The organism is Maledivibacter sp. (assembly GCA_025210375.1).
In the GTDB taxonomy this organism is placed as follows: domain Bacteria; phylum Bacillota; class Clostridia; order Peptostreptococcales; family Caminicellaceae; genus JAOASB01.
Map to the genome: position 1 here is coordinate 14104 of JAOASB010000005.1, position 17764 is coordinate 31867.

General features: G+C 32.2%; 15 protein-coding genes. 11 read left to right on the plus strand and 4 right to left on the minus strand.

Annotated elements, in window-relative coordinates; all coding sequences use genetic code 11:
• Window positions 1-70: 70 nt before the first annotated feature.
• The 9 genes from N4A68_01655 (at window position 71) to N4A68_01695 (ending at window position 11462) form a co-directional block, all read left to right on the plus strand.
• Complete coding sequence (locus tag N4A68_01655) at window positions 71-1669, plus strand: FapA family protein (GenBank protein ID MCT4563025.1); 1599 nt, start codon at window positions 71-73, stop codon at window positions 1667-1669.
• A gap of 75 nt (window positions 1670-1744) precedes the next feature.
• Window positions 1745-3565, plus strand: coding sequence for a hypothetical protein (locus N4A68_01660; protein ID MCT4563026.1), 1821 nt, complete (start codon window positions 1745-1747; stop codon window positions 3563-3565).
• 189 nt (window positions 3566-3754) lie between these two features.
• On the plus strand, window positions 3755-4714 hold the full coding sequence (locus N4A68_01665; GenBank protein MCT4563027.1) for a M23 family metallopeptidase: 960 nt from the start codon (window positions 3755-3757) through the stop codon (window positions 4712-4714).
• Window positions 4715-4929: 215 nt separating this feature from the next.
• Window positions 4930-5604, plus strand: a complete 675-nt coding sequence (locus tag N4A68_01670) for a response regulator transcription factor (protein ID MCT4563028.1) — start codon at window positions 4930-4932, stop codon at window positions 5602-5604.
• The gene (locus N4A68_01675; GenBank protein MCT4563029.1) at window positions 5601-6632 is read left to right on the plus strand and encodes a sensor histidine kinase; all 1032 of its coding nucleotides are present in this window, start codon (window positions 5601-5603) and stop codon (window positions 6630-6632) included. The genes N4A68_01670 and N4A68_01675 overlap by 4 nt, the downstream gene beginning before the upstream one ends.
• A gap of 154 nt (window positions 6633-6786) precedes the next feature.
• Window positions 6787-7539 (plus strand): ABC transporter ATP-binding protein, encoded by a 753-nt coding sequence (locus N4A68_01680; protein ID MCT4563030.1) that lies wholly within the window; start codon window positions 6787-6789, stop codon window positions 7537-7539.
• A gap of 2 nt (window positions 7540-7541) precedes the next feature.
• Window positions 7542-9509 (plus strand): ABC transporter permease, encoded by a 1968-nt coding sequence (locus N4A68_01685; protein ID MCT4563031.1) that lies wholly within the window; start codon window positions 7542-7544, stop codon window positions 9507-9509.
• A gap of 334 nt (window positions 9510-9843) precedes the next feature.
• Entirely contained in the window at window positions 9844-11001 is a 1158-nt protein-coding gene (locus N4A68_01690; GenBank protein MCT4563032.1) for a hypothetical protein, read from the plus strand.
• Window positions 11002-11045: 44 nt separating this feature from the next.
• Window positions 11046-11462: a hypothetical protein gene (locus N4A68_01695; GenBank protein ID MCT4563033.1), complete on the plus strand. Its 417-nt coding sequence runs from the start codon at window positions 11046-11048 to the stop codon at window positions 11460-11462.
• A 219-nt stretch (window positions 11463-11681) separates the two neighbouring features.
• On the opposite strand, the gene N4A68_01700 is transcribed toward N4A68_01695, so the two are convergent.
• Window positions 11682-12386 (minus strand): N-acetylmuramoyl-L-alanine amidase, encoded by a 705-nt coding sequence (locus tag N4A68_01700; GenBank protein MCT4563034.1) that lies wholly within the window; start codon window positions 12384-12386, stop codon window positions 11682-11684.
• A gap of 507 nt (window positions 12387-12893) precedes the next feature.
• Window positions 12894-13283 carry a hypothetical protein gene (locus N4A68_01705; GenBank protein ID MCT4563035.1) on the minus strand — a complete coding sequence of 130 codons (390 nt, stop codon included), beginning with the start codon at window positions 13281-13283 and terminating at the stop codon, window positions 12894-12896.
• Between the two features lie 201 nt (window positions 13284-13484).
• Here N4A68_01705 and N4A68_01710 point away from each other — a divergent pair, with 201 nt between their 5' ends.
• A complete protein-coding gene (locus N4A68_01710; GenBank protein MCT4563036.1) occupies window positions 13485-14189 on the plus strand; it encodes a M48 family metallopeptidase in 705 nt (234 codons plus the stop codon).
• A gap of 28 nt (window positions 14190-14217) precedes the next feature.
• Window positions 14218-14400 carry a metallophosphatase family protein gene (locus tag N4A68_01715; protein MCT4563037.1) on the plus strand — a complete coding sequence of 61 codons (183 nt, stop codon included), beginning with the start codon at window positions 14218-14220 and terminating at the stop codon, window positions 14398-14400.
• A 334-nt stretch (window positions 14401-14734) separates the two neighbouring features.
• Here the strand turns inward: N4A68_01715 and N4A68_01720 are convergent, their stop codons facing one another.
• Both N4A68_01720 and N4A68_01725 read right to left on the minus strand, forming a co-directional pair.
• Window positions 14735-16126, minus strand: a complete 1392-nt coding sequence (locus tag N4A68_01720) for a sodium:alanine symporter family protein (GenBank protein ID MCT4563038.1) — start codon at window positions 16124-16126, stop codon at window positions 14735-14737.
• A 10-nt stretch (window positions 16127-16136) separates the two neighbouring features.
• Window positions 16137-17750, minus strand: coding sequence for a M20/M25/M40 family metallo-hydrolase (locus N4A68_01725; GenBank protein ID MCT4563039.1), 1614 nt, complete (start codon window positions 17748-17750; stop codon window positions 16137-16139).
• Window positions 17751-17764: the final 14 nt, after the last annotated feature.

The following is a 17764-nucleotide window of genomic DNA, read 5'->3' on the forward strand; positions in this document are numbered from 1 at the left end:
ATTTGACATATCCTTATTTTAAAAAAGTATATAATAATTTTGAATATGATTGAAAAGTTAGGTGGGACAGATGATTTTGTATAACAACTTATATAGCAATGATTTTTTTAATTTACTTGAATATAATAATGAAGTCTACATCAAAGTTAGTAAACCCGGATTTGACATGAAAAATTTTAATGGAGTCTTAGAAGAAATTCCACGGGGGAGTTTAACTAATTTTTTAGGACTAAAAAAGGCTTTAGAGGATGCCAATAATGATGAAATTAAAATAGGTAAATTTAGACCTGAGGTAGAAGTAATCTTATCTGAGGATGAGATGAAATGCAAGGTTAGAGTAAACCATACTAAGGAATATATTTTTGAGAACAGCAAGAATATTACTACGGATATTCTTATGGAGTTAAAGAAGGAAGGCATCACAGAAGGGATAATATCCCATGCAATTAATAATGACATAGTGGCATGTGAAGAGTTTGTGGTGGCTAATGGAGTATTGCCGACCAACGGTGATGATGCAGTAGTAAAATATTATGAAATGTCTGAGAGAAAGCCACAGATTAGAAAGGATGGAAGTACTAATTATTATGAATTAAATTTAATCGACGTTGTTTATAAAAATGACTGGCTAGGAGAAAAAATACCACCAACTGAAGGCAAGGATGGAATAACGGTTACGGGTAAGACTTTACCTGCAAAACGGGGGAAGGACAAGCCCTTAAGATATGATAGGAAAACAGTTGGAATGTATGGCAAGGATGGAAAATTCTTTTTGAAAGCTTTGGTGGATGGGGCTGTTACCTTTAATAATGGAAAAATATGTGTAGAAAACCACTTGACTATAAATGAAGATGTTGATTATTCCAGTGGGAATATTGATTTTGATGGATTTGTAACCGTTAATGGTACTGTAAAGGATGGTTTTTCAATCAAGGCTAAATATGATATTTCTATACATAGTAAAATGGGTATAGGGGCTACAGGTAAAATTCAATCTACTGAAGGTAGTATTTTTATTAAAGGAGGAGTCAATGGAAAATTAATTACAGAAATTGAAGCTAAAAAGGATGTTTATATAAAATATTGTAATGAAACTAAAATAACTGCTGGTGGGAAAATAGATATTGGATATTATTCCATAGATAGTGATCTAAAGGCAGAGAAAATATTGATGGATCAAAAAAATGGGAGATTGATTGGCGGAAATGTATGTGCTGGAAGTCAAATCATAACAGGAACCATTGGTAATAAATTTGAAAAAAAAACAAAGGTTAACGTAGATGGATTCGATAGAATATTAATTAAAAAGGAGTATGAAGAGGTTTTACAGAAATATAGGAAGCTATTAATTCGTGCAGAGGAGTTAAAGGCCGATTTGGATATCTATGATCTAAACTTTATGGTAAATGAAGATGAAAGTTTAGTACAAGACTATAATAAGCAGCTTGAAAAGTATGATAAATTAATTGAAGGAATTGCACAGCTGGATGAGGAAAGAATTAAGCTTCAAGAAATACTGAAATCTAAAGGTGAAGGACAGGTTTCAATAGCCACAGGGGCTTATCCTAAAACATACTTAGAGCTTAAAAGAGTTACAAAAAGGATAGATTCATTAGTCAAGGGTACATTTTATATAAATGGCAGAGATCTCTTTTTTGATGAGGACTAAATAAAAACAGACTTTAGTAAATGAATTTTATATTGGTTATCTAGTATAGTGACGGGACCACTTGGAGGGGAATTGATGTACAATAATGACAATACATGTAAGCTATATAGACACAAGATATTACTTTATGCAATAGATTTTTTTTCCCAAGGATTTACTACATACCAGATTGAAAAACACGCCTTTGATTTTACCAATGAAATATTAACTTTAAATTCCACGGCTATATTTCTAAGGAAAAACCATGAGTTTGTTTTACATAAATCAAAGAACTATGGACTGAAAAGCTATGGTATATATGCTTCGGATAAGCTTGAAAATATAGCAAGATTCCATGGTAATATAATTAATTCTAATTTTTCTGCTTTTTTAGATGATAAAGACATAGAGATGTTTAAACCTAAGTTAATTATTCCTTTGATTGTTAGGGATATGACATTAGGTTTTATTATTTCAGATGGAAAGGTTATTGGAGAACTAGATAATAATGATTTTGAGATTGCAACGGCTTTAATGAGATTGATAAATAAATCCTTAGAAAATAGACAGTATGCTAAGGAATTAAAGGAAAACAATAAAAAACTGGATACACAGATATATAATCTTTTTTTTATATACCAAACTACTAAAACCTTGTTATCAGAGTTGGATATTGAATCCATATATTCATTATGTACGGATATCATTGGAGAGGTTGCTTGTAGCAAAATTACTACATTTGGGTTGTATGATGGGATAAAGGGGAAAATTATTTTAAGAAGTTATAGAGACATCTTTAGCTTCACAAAATATTATTCAGAGTTTGAATTAATAGATAGAGAATATAAGGGTAATAAAATAATTTTGAACTATCATGAGGATAAAGAGGAAATCAAAAAAATATTTAAAAACTGGAAGGCTTTTGAGGAGTTGGATACGGAGTACATTATTTTAATAGTTCAAGATAAAATACATGGTTTTATTACAATCAGTAAACCAGTTAATGATAGAGAATACAATGAATTAATGTTCGATCTTATTAAGAGCTTGGCTTCAATTATATACATAGCAATAAACAATGCTAATTTATTTAAGAAAACCAATGAGCAAAAAGTTCTTATTGAAAAGAAATATAATATTTTACATAAACTTAGCAAGATTATAAAAAACATAAATTCAACCTCAAATATAGAAGGACTTTCTAAGCGGCTTATGCGAACGTTAAACATAGGATTTGGTATTGAAAAGGGCTGTATTATTCTTAAAAATAATGCAGATTATTGCATAGTAGATACCCTTGGATTTCATACAACCATCGATACAATATATAAAAATGATATATGGGAGTCCATAGATAATAATGGTATAACCTATGAGTTCTCTTCAGTCCATAATAATAAATACTTTAATAAAGAACTATGTGTAGATGTGGGAGACAGCAATTGTTTGGTTATTTCGCCCTTAGCCATAAGTAATATTGGCTTTGACACACAGGATAATATTTTAGGATACATAGTGGTATTTAAAACCAAAAGGAGTCTTGAACCCGAAGAAATTCTCCTTATCAATACAATAAGTGGAAGTATTGCTCCAGTAATAAGGCAGCTGAATAATGTACAAAGAATGAAGAAGGAATATGTTCAGGATCAGCAAGAGTTATTCCTAAGGGCGTTGAAGGAGAAGCTTTATAATAAAGAGAAATACTACATTGATTTTAGAGTATACTATAAAAAAATAATTAAAAAACCCTTTGAGGAAATAGATACTACACCATATTTTGATTTAGAATACTATTATTTTGATAATTACGTTTTTGTTTTAAGTGAGTATAAATTAAGGGATGAAGATTTTGAAGGAGTATTGGAATTGAACAATTTCAATGAGATTTTTGAAGCCTTTGAGGGAATTACGTATTAGAAGTTCTTGAGTATTTAAGAGTTGTATTTTTGATCTTAGATGAATAGGACCCCCTAATGTATTTTTGTATGTATAAATTAAAGTTCTGGCTGGAATCTATATGAAAAAGCTAGAGGTGAAGATAAAAATCCTTGTTCTTTCTTTACCACTTTATGCATATAAAATTTAATATAGGAAAAGGGGGACAAGATGAAAAGTAGAACAAAATATTTACTTAAAGCTAGAATAAGAAGCAGATTGATAAAAAAAAGAAAAAGAAGATTTATTAGCTTTAAGGGCATTATAGTATCTTTGTTAATTCTTCTTATACCCATGCTAATAATGTTTATTCTAAATATATCTGAACAAAAACCTTCAGATGTATATGAGATCAGAACACAAAAAGATTTGTATATCCCCAATGAATATTTGAAAAAAGCATATACTAAAGCAAATAGCGAGGGGATATCCTTTCCAAAGCTATTAACTTACTCAGCTAATGAAGCTGATTTTGCAGTGGAAGCATATACAGATAAAGTATTAAGAAATGCAGTGAAATTAGCTAAAAAAAATGAAGAAATGACTAAACCTCAAAAAGCCCTCTATGATATTTATGCAAAGGTATTTGATGATCTTAGGGTTGGGCCAATACCTAATAAAAAAGAAATATATATATGGAATGAAAATAAAAATAAATGGGAAATGAAGGATACTGAAGAATATTGTTATATATCCGAGGATGATTTTGGAGCAGCTAGAAGCTATGGTGGAGATAGGACCCATGAAGGAAATGATCTGATTGCGGATTTGGGTACGCCCATAGTTTCCATGACAGATGGAGAAATAACTAGAATAGGGTGGCTTGAGTATGGTGGACAAAGAATAGGTATTACTACAAGTAAAGGAACGTATTTTTACTATGCTCATATGGATAGATACGCTGAGGGTATGGTAAAGGGTAAAAAGGTAAGAGCTGGAGATATAATAGGGTACATTGGTGATACCGGGTATGGACCTCCGGGTACGAAGGGGAAATTCCCACCCCATTTACATGTGCAGATAGGCTTTAGGAGGGGAGAATTTTCAAAGGGCTATACTTGGTTTAATCCCTATGATATTGTTAAGTTTTTAGATGATTATAGGGTTACATTAGTAGAAAAGAAAAATTAAAGCCAGGGCTGACTCATGATTTTTCAATGTGAGGCCCTGGTTTTGCCATTCCTTGACCTAAGTTACATTTAAAAAATAAGCTGCCCATCTTACTCGTCCCTTTAAAATAATCGGAATTACCTTATGAGCCAACTTGTTTTTATGTGCCTAACAAAAATGTAAGGTTGCTTTTATTCCTGGATACTCTGATATAATAATAGCAAGGAGTGATAATTATGTATAGGATATTAATTGTTGAGGATGATGATACTATATCCTCAATCATGGGGGATAAATTAAATAAATGGGGATACGATACATTGGTAATTTCAGATTTTAATAATGTCATCGCAGAATATACAGCCTTCCAGCCCCATCTCGTATTAATGGATATAAACCTACCATACTATGATGGTTTTTTTTGGTGTGCTAGGATAAGGCAGATATCAAAGATTCCTATTATTTTCATATCATCAAGGGATACAGAGGGTGATAAGATACGTGGCATAACTCAAGGTGGAGACGATTATATAGAAAAACCATTTTCGCTAGATATGCTGATAGTAAAAATACAGGCGATATTACGCAGAGCATATTCATATAGCGACCAGACGTTAAATGTAATTGGGCATAGGGATATTTTATTGAACATAGAGGATTCGCGGGTATTTTGTAGAGAAGAAGAAATCAGACTAACCCATAATGAATGCAAGATACTATCTCTTCTCATTAGAAACTCCAATAAAATTATAACTCGACCTCGTTTAATTAAAGCGCTGTGGGATGATGAAAGCTTTGTGGATGATAATACTTTAACTGTAAACATTAATCGGTTGCGTAGGAAGTTAAGGGAATTAGGATGCGATGATTATATAGAGACTATAAAGGGTGAGGGGTATAAACTCATATGAGCATTATTAATTATCTAAAGGAAAAATGGTTAATATATACTTTTATTGTAGCTAGTGTTACATTCACTTCTACAGTATATAAATTAGACAGAAAGTTTACTATGTCAAAGTCAAATGCAACATATGCTATTATAGGATTTTTTCTATTACTGATTATATTTAGTACAATAGATTATATTATTTATAGGTGTAGGATAAAGAATTTTAAAAGCTATTGTAGAAATGATGCCTTATCTAATGAAGCCTTGGATTTATTTGTATACCCTATGGATAGAGAATATGGGGAAAGCGTTCATAATATATTTAAGGAATATGAAAAATTTAAATCGGATATACATACAAAGTCCTCGGAGGAATTAGAGTTTATTACAAAATGGGTACATGATATAAAGGTACCCATAGCTGCTATGCGGTTGATTTTAGAAAGTCATGATGATATAGGGCAAGCTTTTTATCGTAGGATGGATACAGAAATAGCAGCTATAGAGCATTGCTCCCAAAGAGTTTTCTATAATATTAAGGCTAATACACTCTATAATGATTACAAAATTTCCGAGGTATGTACCAAAAAATTGATTGGGGACGCCCTTAAGAACTACTCAAGCTTTTTTAGCTATAAAAGGATAAATATATCTATTTCAGAGGATAATCATAGAGTATTAACCGATGAAAAATGGAGTGGATATATCATTTCCCAGATACTTTCAAATGCTGTTAAATATACGCCTACTAATGGATATATATCAATCAATACAATTAAAAGTGGCAATAGAATCACAATACAGATAAAGAACAGTGGTAAAGGGATTTTAGATAAAGACATTAATCAAATATTTAAAAAAGGTTATACTTCATCGGAGGATAGAGATGGAATGAAGGCAACGGGTTATGGGATGTATCTCTCAAAAAAACTTAGTGATATGTTAGGGCACGAGCTTCTTGTGGAATCTAAGTATGGGAAATACGCTAAGTTCAGTCTTACCTTCATAAACAATGACACTGTATATAGTGTGATAAGAACCCACTAAGCATATGTATAAATTGGACAAACAATAATGAAAGTGCATATAAAGCATATGACGAAAATGTAAGATGAAGCAGCCAAAATGTAAGGCTATTCGATTTTCCTAGGATTATTTATAAAGTATGATTTGTTTATAAATAATATGGAGGTGGAGCATAATGGAAGTACTAAAAGTAGAAAATATTAGAAAAATATATGGAAGCAAAAAAAGCACAAAGCGGTATGTGGCTTTAAATAACATAAGCTTCGATGTAGAGGAAGGTCAGTTCATCGGTGTAATGGGACCATCTGGTTCTGGTAAAACCACGCTGCTTAACATATTAGGAAGTATTGATAAACCCACAACGGGAAGGTTTTTTATGGGAGATAGAGATATAACGGCCTTCAATAAAAAGCAGCTTGCAAAGCATAGAATAGAGAATATAGGTTTTATTTTTCAGGACTATAATTTGTTGGAGACAATGACCTTAAAGGAGAATATAATACTGCCATTAGCATTGGCAGGTCATGAACCTAAAATCATGGAAGAAAAACTAATGGAAATCACCAAAAATGTGGGAATTGATAAGCTATTGGACAAATACCCCTATGAAGTATCGGGAGGAGAACAACAGCGTGCCGCTGCGTGTCGTGCTTTAATAACAAGTCCTAAAATCATATTAGCCGATGAACCTACGGGCAATTTAGATTCAAAATCTGGGAAGGATTTACTTGGATTGTTATCCTATATAAATAATGAATACAAAACTACAATACTTATGGTAACCCACGATGTTTTTGCCGCAAGCTATTGTCACAAAATAATGTTCATACGTGATGGAGAGATATATAATGAGTTGTATTCGGGAAATAATAAGAAGGAATTTTTTGACTCCATAATTGATGTTATGAGTGTGATTGGAGGTGAATAGAAATGAAGCTGACCACATTAGCTATCTCCAATATAAAAAGGAATCTAAAAAAATATGTCATGTATTTCTTCTCATTAAGCTTTAGTGTGTTTACTGCATATACATTTTTTGCCTTGATGCAAAATGAATATGTATCCATGGCGTTCACATATGATTTTAGATATAAAACCATGCTTAAAAGCTTTGGTATCATTATAATAGTATTTGTAATGTTCTTTTTGATAAGCTCCAATAGGAGCTTTATTAGAGCTAGAAAGAAAGAAATCTCAACATATTCACTTTTAGGAATGACAAATGGTAGAATAGGAAGACTTTTATTTCTTGAAACTATGATAGTGGGAATTATGGCCCTACTAATAGGTATAGCAGCAGGAATATTTCTGTCAAAGCTTATAGCCATGATTCTATTGAATATTTCTCTAGCATCCTTTACGGGCAATATAAAATTTACTATTGCTCCTAGGGCAGCTTATATTACAGCTATGATATTTATAGGGATATTTTCCATTATGGGATTGTCAGGATTCATAGTTATAAATAAATTTGAACTGGTAGATTTATTTAAGGCCCATAGGATGTCAGAGGGAAAATCTAGGGGCTCAGTCATAGCACTTATTATATCACTGTTACTGATTGGATCGGGCTATTATTTGGCTTCAAGGCCTAATCCGGTGACCGTTGTGAAATCGGCTATTCCCATACTTATATTAGTTATAAGTGGAACATATCTATTCTTTTGGGGGGGATTACCTAAGGTACTGAGCCTCATGAAAAATAGCAAAAATAATTATTATAAAGGAGTAAATCTAATCTCGATCTCCATATTTTCACATAGGATGAGATCCATAGGTCTTGTCATGGCCACGATAGCAGTTTTATCAGCTGTTGCTACAACGGCAATCGCCACGGGATATACTTTATATTATAATATCGAGAACAATGTCTACGAGCAATTGGGCTATGATATGTATTTCTATGGGGGGCAGGAACAAGTATTGGAGGAGGTAGAGGCTGCCTTTGAAAGACATGGCAATAAAGTCATTGAACAGTTTACTACCCAGAGATATACATGCCCATCAACTATTGAGGTTTCTCGGGTTAAAGATTCATATTTTAAAATAACTAAGGATGATTATTTTAGAGTATATTCTGAATCAATGTATAACAAGCTTATGTCCTTGACTAGATGTGATCACAATCCTGCTAAGATTAAATCCGGTGAGGCCATATATGTCTATCCCTTTTTAGCTGATAGAATAGGGAATGCAATGATTGGTCAGAGCCTTAATTATACAGATAAACAATTAACTATTACACAGACTATAAAGTCAGACATGTTATCCTTTGGGGCAATTCATATGATTATTATCAGCGATAATGATTTTGATAAGCTTCTAGAAAAAGGTGATATAACCGACAAAGATGGTGTAGATCATTTCTATGACAAGGTAACGGTATTTAAATATGAAAGGCCTTTGAGTTCACCAAAGTTGAATAAAGAATTAACTGACATATTGTCTGGCAAAGTAGGTAGTTTTAGAACCGCATATAGGCTTTATGATGAATCCTTACAAATCTTTGGGTTGGTGTGCTTTATAGGTTTCTTTATGGGGGTCGTATTTATACTGATGACAGCTAGCCTACTATACTTTAAACAGGTTATGGCGGCAGAGGAAGAGAGACATCAGTATAGAATCCTTAGAAAGATTGGAATGAATGAAGTGACAGAGAAGATAGTAATAGCAAAGAGATTGATACCAGTATTTGCGGTGCCTTTGCTGGTCGGCATTGTACATAGTATATTTGCCATGAAATCCGCCGATACAATGGTCTTTTCAAATATGATATCAGTAGAAAATTCCTATGCCAGGGTACTTATGTGTTCCTTTGTAATGTATGGAATATATGCTGTAGTCTATAGTATATTCTATTTTATTACTCAAAGGCAGTATTCAAGGATAGTAAAATAGAAGTAAAGACATGTATTTATTCCATAAAGTGTGGCGTGGGGGTGGACCTATGGGATCCTTGATTTTAAGTGGGCTCATAGGTTTGTCCCCCTCTTTTTATCCTTTGAATCCAATGTATTTAATTGTTTTTCATAAGTCGACAATTGTAGTTTTATTTTAATATAGGACAAAAGCCCTATGTTGCAAGGGAAGAACATAGGGCTTTTGTCGTATTTAGCATAATTTTGGAATAATATGCAGGAAAAACAAGATGAAAGAAGTATAATGTTATCTAATGGAAAGTCATATTAGATAATTTGATATTCTTAATTCTTAAATTAAGGGGCGTGTATATATGAAAAATTATGACGATATAGAGATTTATTTTAATGATAATGGAAATGAATCGATAAAGGCTATGGATGAAGATTTTGGAAGAGTTCATTTTCTGAATATTGCCACAGAAGTCACAGATATTGAGGCCAATAATCATGAAGAAATCGAAGAAAGGTTTCAGAAAGAAAGAAAAGCCGTATATGATTGCCTTGATGTAACCATATTTAAAAATGGAAAGAATTTAGGCCGATATTATTTAGGAAATTTAGCAATTGAATACTTTAGTTCAAAGGCAGGAAGAAGAAATGCAAGTATAAAAAAGGCCCAAGACAAACAGACTTATATCTGTTCCTATGTAGCTACAGCACTTAAAATCTTAGAAAGAAATCCTAGAGAAGATCATATAGAAAAAGAAAATATTATGTTTGGGACTTGCTTACCTATGGCTGAATTTTTAAAAAAAGATATATATGATGAAATGATGGAAGAATTCATAGGAAGTGTAAGGATTGAATTTAATAGGGGTGCATTGAAGGGAAGAACAGTAGAATATAATGTGGATAAAGGAGATGTTTTTCTATATCCTGAAAGCACTATAGCTTTGAAAGGGCTGTATTATAATAATGATGGTACCTATAATGATGAGTTCTCAGAAGATGTTGGTGATCGCTATATCATTGGGATAGATATTGGTTCGATATCTACTGATATGGGGGCATTAAGAAATGAAAAAGCTGTACCACAGCTTTGCCATCATGTTGGAGAAGGAATAAGACAACCCTTGTATAGAGTAAGAAATGTATTACAACAATATATTGCAAGTGAGTATAACAAAGAAGTGGATATTAGTGTGGAAGAATTAAATGTTGTTTTATTGGATTTCGATAATAAATATCCCTTTGGAAGAACTCAACTGGATATAGAAGAAGTTGTAACCGTAGAGCTTCGTAGAAGTGTAAAGAACACTCTAAATACATTCGACAATAGAATAGATGTAAATATGAATAATAAAATATATGGGATATACACTTTTGGCGGGGGCTCAATCCTAATGAAAGATTTTATTGAAGAAAGCATGAAGAATAGATTTGAACTAGTACATGTTGAGGATGCACTTTGGTTTAATGCACGTTCAGCTATAAAAGTAATGAAAAATGAGAGATTAGATAAAATATAATATAATTTATGTATTATTGATTATATATTAAGGAGGCATTATGAATGAAGAGTGATGTTTTCTTTGTATTGATTCCACTCATCATTATTGCTGGGGTTTTGCTATATTTAATTATCACACAGAGGAAAAAATTTCAACAGTTACATAATGAAATTGATGAATTGAACAGTAATATTACGCGGTTAATAAGTGAAGCACAAAGTAGTCGTGATATAAAATATGATGATAAAGAGAAAATAGAAAGAGTAAGTAGTAAATCCGTTGAAAATCATAGAGTTAGAGTACTTGAAACCAATGATTTTGACTTGAAAGTTAAATCCAATGATAGAGATAGACAAAAAAAAGAGGATGAAACAAATAATGGAGAAATTGATTTTGGACAAAAATATCTATTTAACCATTTCTCAAATAGGTTAACTGAGAGAAATAGGGATGTGGAAGTAGTAAAAAAGCTTAAATAAGCAAATCGTTGAGGTTTTTAGTATTTAGCTATGTTCTTTTAGATATTGTATCCTAAAACATTTCGGGATTGAACTCAAGGGACTGTCTTTTCGGACAGTCCCTTTTTAGATTATTGGTTTTTCCTATCTATAATATAGATTTCCCAAAGTTAAATTTAATTTATACATATCAAAATATCCGATGCTTCTAGTTAGTTCCATATTATAGGGTCTTTAAAATTAATCATTCTTTGTAGAATAATAATTCATAACAGCCTTAGTCATAGCCTCGGCACACTGATTTTTACCATCTTCTGACATTAGAAACATTAAATCCTCTGGGTTACTCAAATAGCCCAATTCAACCAGTATTGAAGTTGAGTTAGTATTTCTTAAGACATAAAGCCCCTTATCCGTTTCATACCTTAAGCCCCTATTCCTCGTATAACCTATATCTGAAAGACCGTTGCTGATTCCATTAGCAAGGACTTCTGCTTCGGTATCTTTAAACCTGCACCATACCTCGGTACCCTTGACGTCCTTGGATTTTGGAAAATTGTTAGCATGTATGGATATGAAAATATCAGCATTATATTTATTAGATATTTTACATCTGCCTTCTAATGATTCCCTTTGATTTTTCCAAGGGACTTTATCCTTTTTGCGAGTATATATAACCTTTACATCTTTTTTCTTTAGAAGCTCGCCTAATCTTAATGAAACATCTAATACTATGTCTTTTTCGTAAACATTATAGGTTTCATTGACTGCACCGGTATCGTATCCACCATGTCCAGGGTCTATACAAATAGTAAAAATATGATCCGATGAACATTTTATAAAAATAAAAACAGTTATAGTGATAATTAATACCGTGAGTATAAATATACTCCTATAGAAACGTTTTTTATTGGATATATATATATTCTTAGAATTCACCCTCATAAAGTAGACTCCCCTTGATAACAGACCTGTAATATTTAATGAATTATTGCATCATATTTAATTATACTATATATATTTGGAAATGAATCTGTTTATGTGAAATTTCCACAAAAAGAAATACTATATAAGGCCTATACTAATGGGTATATTTTGGCTCCTGTTCAATAACAGATATTGTATGGTTTTAATGCTCCTAGCATCTTGATGGAAATTGTTCATGTGACCTTCATCAAAGGGTGGTCTTAGATCTACCATAGCTTGAATATTGTATGCATATTCTCTTCGATCATCTGGAGTTGGTAGTTTGAGACCTATATTAGCATATCCCCACAATCCTGTTTCAATTTATAAATTAAGATTTACTTGGAACTCTCTATATTTGAATTTCATAGTAAAAAGCTTGTAATAACCCATGGATCATTACAAGCTTTTTCTATTCTATTTAAAAATTATGGTGATATAATTCTAAAATGATTAAAGTCCAATTCTTATATATAGTATTGCATTTTATTTTTGATAACCTACATCCGGTGGATCATTGTGGCTACCACCACCGCTGCCCCCCGATATTTTAACCCATTTCCATTGTGCTTCTATAGTTTGGGCGGCCTCAAACGTAACTAAGCTACCATTGGTAAAATGGAATGTTACGATCCAAGCAATCTTATTTTGAGGGAAATACTTAAGTCTATAACTGAAAGAATAGTTATTGGATGTTAGTTGATTTACTACTTTCTGTGGAGGTTGCCAATTCGGATTGTAATATCTGCATTCTGGGATATGTGGGACTGTATCTACATTTTTATCGCCACAAGGACAACCATTATTAGCTAGGGCAAATGACAAGTTTCCAAAAACTAATAGGATAATAAGAACTGTAGCAGTTATTTTTTTCATTAATACACTTCCTTTCCTTTTTACTATATATATATGTATATATATAATATTATGCACTTAAGTTTACATGGGATGAAGGTATTTTCAAAATATAAATTTATTGAAAATATAGGAGTGAAAGAAAAAAAGTAGTATAATTATTTATTAGAAGCTATAGAAATGATAAATAGCATATTATAGTAGACCATGAGGTGCATATGGATGAATGTAAATATATATGATCGTCAATTAATATGTAAAATAGAGTATAGCAGAAGAAAAACTATACAGATTAAGCTATTACCACCGGATAATGTTAGTATAAAAGCTCCCTATGGTTTTTCAAACATGGAGATAAAAGCATTTGTGGAGGGGAAGAGAAACTGGATTAAGAAGAAGCTTGATTTCTTTGAACAGCATAATATACAGGTTATGGATAGGAAATATGTAGAGGGAGAAAAGCTCCTTTTATATGGGGATGAATATATATTATCCATTACAGAAAATAATCATAAAAAATCCAGTGTAGCATTGGAATCACATAAGCTTATAGTAAATTCTCCATCGGCTAAATCTGAATTGATAAAACAAGTATTAGAAGCCTTTTATAGAATAAAGGCTAAAGAAATTATTTTTAGTCTTTCATTAAAGTACGAGGGCTTGTTAGGTTTAAAGCCCAATATGATCAGAATAAAAAAACAAAAAAAGAGATGGGGAAGCTGTAGCAGTAAGGGAAATCTTAACTTTAATTTTAAGCTAGCTATGGCACCAATAAGGGTAATAGATTATGTAGTATTACATGAATTTTGTCACCTAAGACATATGAACCATTCAAGGGAGTTTTGGAATTTAGTTGAGGAATATATGCCCGACTATTTGGAGAAAAGAGAATGGCTAAGGATCAATGGCCATAGGCTTGAGCTTTAGCGTTAGCTTTAATAATGGAGGAATAGAAGTGGATGCAGAAAAGATAGCAATAATATCTGATATAAAGGCAAATAAATATGCATTGGAAGCATTTATAAAGTATATGGAGAAGGATAAAGAAATAGAGTATGTTCTGAATTTGGGGAATTTTATCCAAAACGGATCAAATCCTTGTGAGGTATTTGACACTATTATAGTGGATAAAAGATAGGATTGGACAGGAAAGATTAGATAGGATTAGGGCATTACCAAGGTACATGGATTTAGAAATAAATAATGAAAAAGCTCTGATGGTACATGCCAAGCGTAGTCATAGATTAATTTCAGAATTTAATATGATGGTTCCTCTTTTGTGGAAAGGAAATACAACTCCTTAATTTAAATAAGAAAGAAGTGAAATTTATTAAGTCTATAATTGATTATGATGAAATAATGTATAGAATATGATGTCTTTCTCGTAAGTATTATAGGTTTCATTAAAAGCCAATGATGCTGTGTAGCATCATTGGCTTTTAAACTGGGGGCAAAACAAATAATAAATATAACTATTTATAAGCTTTTTGTTTAATATCCTTAAGATAATAATTTTCCGAAGTAAAAAATTCATTGGTTTTAGCTGCTACGACTCCTGACAGAAGTAACACACCTATCATATTTGGTATAACTGCTAATCCAAATAGTAAATCTAAGAAAACCCATACAAATTTAAGTCCGCCAATTGCACCTATGAAGCACGCTACAAGATATACATATCTCATAAATAGTGAAAAGCCTTTACCAAACAGATATTCTGCCAATCTCTCACCGTAGAAAAGTATTACATAAATAGTTGATATAACAAATAAAAGTACGGAAAAACTAACTACTCCTCCACCAATTTCACCATAGAAACTAGTAAATGCTTCTGCTGTCATTCCTGATGCAACTATATCATTATTTTGCCATATACCAGTTGTCAATATAACCATTGCTGTCATTGTACATATTAGCAAGGTATCAAAGAATACACTAAACATACCCCACATTCCTTGTCTAACTGGGTGGTCAGTTTTTGCTGCTGCATGGGCTATTGGAGCGCTACCCATACCTGCTTCATTTGAATATGCTCCTCTAGCAACTCCCCACCTTAGGCATATAGAAAGTGTGCTTCCTGCAAATCCACCTATCGCTGCGTGTCCAGTGAAAGCGGTCTTAAATATTAAAGCAAATACAGCAGGTATCTGATTGATATTAGCTATGATTATAATTAGGCATCCTAATACATATAAAGAAGCCATAAATGGCACAAATTTTTCAGAAACCTTACCAACTCTTTTAACTCCACCTACAACGATTAATCCTACTAAGAGAGTTATTAGGCCACCTGAAAAATACACATTTATACCTAGAGTGGATACTGAACCTGCTGCTGAATTAGCTTGAACCATTATTCCTGAAACTATAGTTAGCATAAATAGGAATGCATATAGATTACCTAGAAACTTAGATTTGAGGCCATTTTTCAAATAGTACATTGGGCCTCCAACAAATTCTCCATTTGCATTTTTTTCTCTATATATTACACCTAGAACAACTTCAGCGTACTTAGTAATCATTCCAAGAATTGCTGTAATCCACATCCAGAAAACTGCTCCAGGGCCTCCAAAGAAAATAGCTACAGGTACTCCAACTATATTTGAAGCACCAATTGTAGATGCTAAAGCTGTTGTAACAGCTTGAAATGGAGTTAAGCTGCCATCACAATCATCATTGTTTTCTAATTTTCTCTTAAACAAAGAACCAAAGGTTTGATTCCACATATACTTAAAATGAGTGATTTGTATAAACTTTAATCTGATGGTTAAAAATACACCACCGCCAACCAGCAATATGAGCATAAATGGGCCCCATAAAAGTCCAGTGAGATAATTAACAGCATTAATGATAACATCCTTCATCAAATTCCCCCTAAATCATTTTTATTGTTTCTAGTATTAACATAGGTGTTTGACCAATCGCATCGGGTAAATAAACCCTTTCTGTGAGTTTATGATAGTCCTGCCCCCAAGGACCAATATTAACAACGGGTAAGTTCAACTGCTTCATTTCCTCTAAAGGAATAGTGTAATAGTTATTTAAAAGTAATGGCATATTTTGTTGAATATAAGGAATAACTTTATCACTATCCTGTAGTCCCAAATAGCTTAAGTCCGAAATACCCATAAAGTACTCACTTATTTGTAGATTATTAGAGAAATAATTTGAGCATATGCTTTGAAGGTGGTTCAAATCTAATTTAAAGCCTCTGATATTATTTGATATATGAGGATAATATGGTGGTGATAAACCTATTATTACTGTAGGGTTGTTATCCTCTATGTTTTCCAGAAGAGCTTCAACTATATAAAAGTTACTCTCAGGAATTGTTAAAGTACTATCATTTATTCTTTTTGATACAATAGAGAAAACTCTATTCAAATCATCAATTGTCTTTTCTTTATTATTGTTTATTGCTTCATCATATAATTCACTATAGAGTTTGACTTTGGGTCTGTAACCTATAAATTCTTTATTATAAAGCTCGGTATAATTTGATTTAATTTGACTGATAGACTCAAGTAAACTATCATGACATATTTCTTTCAACTTCAGTAATATTTCCTTAGGTGTTTTATTTAATGTAAGAAAGCTTAAATAACCTCCAGCAGAAAGAGGAACTGATGCGTCATATCTTTTCTTAAAGTCTCTGGCAAAGCTCCATGAAGGTGGTGGGGAGATCTGTCCACAGGATTTATCACTAAACTTACTATTCACTTCGGTTTTTAGCAATATGTTGGAAAGAATTAGACTTGGGTTTATTCCATTAAAAATGTCACCTATATGAGTTTTCTTGCCTCTGACATATACAAAGGCCATGGTTTTGCCTACTGATCCTTCATATATTCTATAGCTGTTTTTATCAGATCTTTCATGGGGCTCAGAGTTTATAACAAGCTTATAGTCAAAACCAAGCTTTTCTTTTAACTCGACTAGAAATTTACTGCAATTCCTCATTCCTGCCGACAGACTTTCTTCATCTGGAACAGAAACAAACAGAATGTTACTAGCAAGCCTTTGCGATGAACAAATCTGTTTTAGGATTGAAAGCTGTATAGCTAGACCAGCTTTCATATCTGCAGTTCCCCTGCCAAAAAGCCAATCCTTTGAGGATAAGTCATCCATAATATTTTTGTTGAAATCTAGTTTGATTAATTGTTTCTTGAGCTTTTCAGGATAGTAAGCAATATCTGACAGTGAACCGTAATCAAAGCTATCTACTACATCATGATGGTTAAGTAAGATTATGGTTTTAGATCCTGTACCTTTATAATAAGCCCATATAAAGCCTCTTTGTAATGGATCATTGTCCAATTTTCTTAAACCATATTGTGTGCTCCGATTTTTAAAATATTCAATATTAGATATATAGTCTAGTAGATAATTTTCAATTTCTCTTTCCCTTTTAGTTCCCGTATGGCTTTGAAATTCAACGGTTTTCAGTAATAATTCCATTATTTCCTCTTTTAACTTACTATTAATCAAAAGTTGTACCCCCT

What these genes read in the sequence shown, in the direction of transcription:
- N4A68_01670 (MCT4563028.1), top strand. Translation starts at nt 4,930, where the DNA reads ATGTATAGGATATTAATTGTTGAGGATGATGATACTATATCCTCAATC.
- N4A68_01720 (MCT4563038.1), bottom strand. Translation starts at nt 16,126, where the DNA reads ATGAAGGATGTTATCATTAATGCTGTTAATTATCTCACTGGACTTTTA.
- N4A68_01660 (MCT4563026.1), top strand. Translation starts at nt 1,745, where the DNA reads ATGTACAATAATGACAATACATGTAAGCTATATAGACACAAGATATTA.
- N4A68_01690 (MCT4563032.1), top strand. Translation starts at nt 9,844, where the DNA reads ATGAAAAATTATGACGATATAGAGATTTATTTTAATGATAATGGAAAT.
- N4A68_01680 (MCT4563030.1), top strand. Translation starts at nt 6,787, where the DNA reads ATGGAAGTACTAAAAGTAGAAAATATTAGAAAAATATATGGAAGCAAA.
- N4A68_01685 (MCT4563031.1), top strand. Translation starts at nt 7,542, where the DNA reads ATGAAGCTGACCACATTAGCTATCTCCAATATAAAAAGGAATCTAAAA.
- N4A68_01675 (MCT4563029.1), top strand. Translation starts at nt 5,601, where the DNA reads ATGAGCATTATTAATTATCTAAAGGAAAAATGGTTAATATATACTTTT.
- N4A68_01705 (MCT4563035.1), bottom strand. Translation starts at nt 13,283, where the DNA reads ATGAAAAAAATAACTGCTACAGTTCTTATTATCCTATTAGTTTTTGGA.
- N4A68_01700 (MCT4563034.1), bottom strand. Translation starts at nt 12,386, where the DNA reads ATGAGGGTGAATTCTAAGAATATATATATATCCAATAAAAAACGTTTC.
- N4A68_01665 (MCT4563027.1), top strand. Translation starts at nt 3,755, where the DNA reads ATGAAAAGTAGAACAAAATATTTACTTAAAGCTAGAATAAGAAGCAGA.
- N4A68_01695 (MCT4563033.1), top strand. Translation starts at nt 11,046, where the DNA reads ATGAAGAGTGATGTTTTCTTTGTATTGATTCCACTCATCATTATTGCT.
- N4A68_01655 (MCT4563025.1), top strand. Translation starts at nt 71, where the DNA reads ATGATTTTGTATAACAACTTATATAGCAATGATTTTTTTAATTTACTT.
- N4A68_01710 (MCT4563036.1), top strand. Translation starts at nt 13,485, where the DNA reads ATGAATGTAAATATATATGATCGTCAATTAATATGTAAAATAGAGTAT.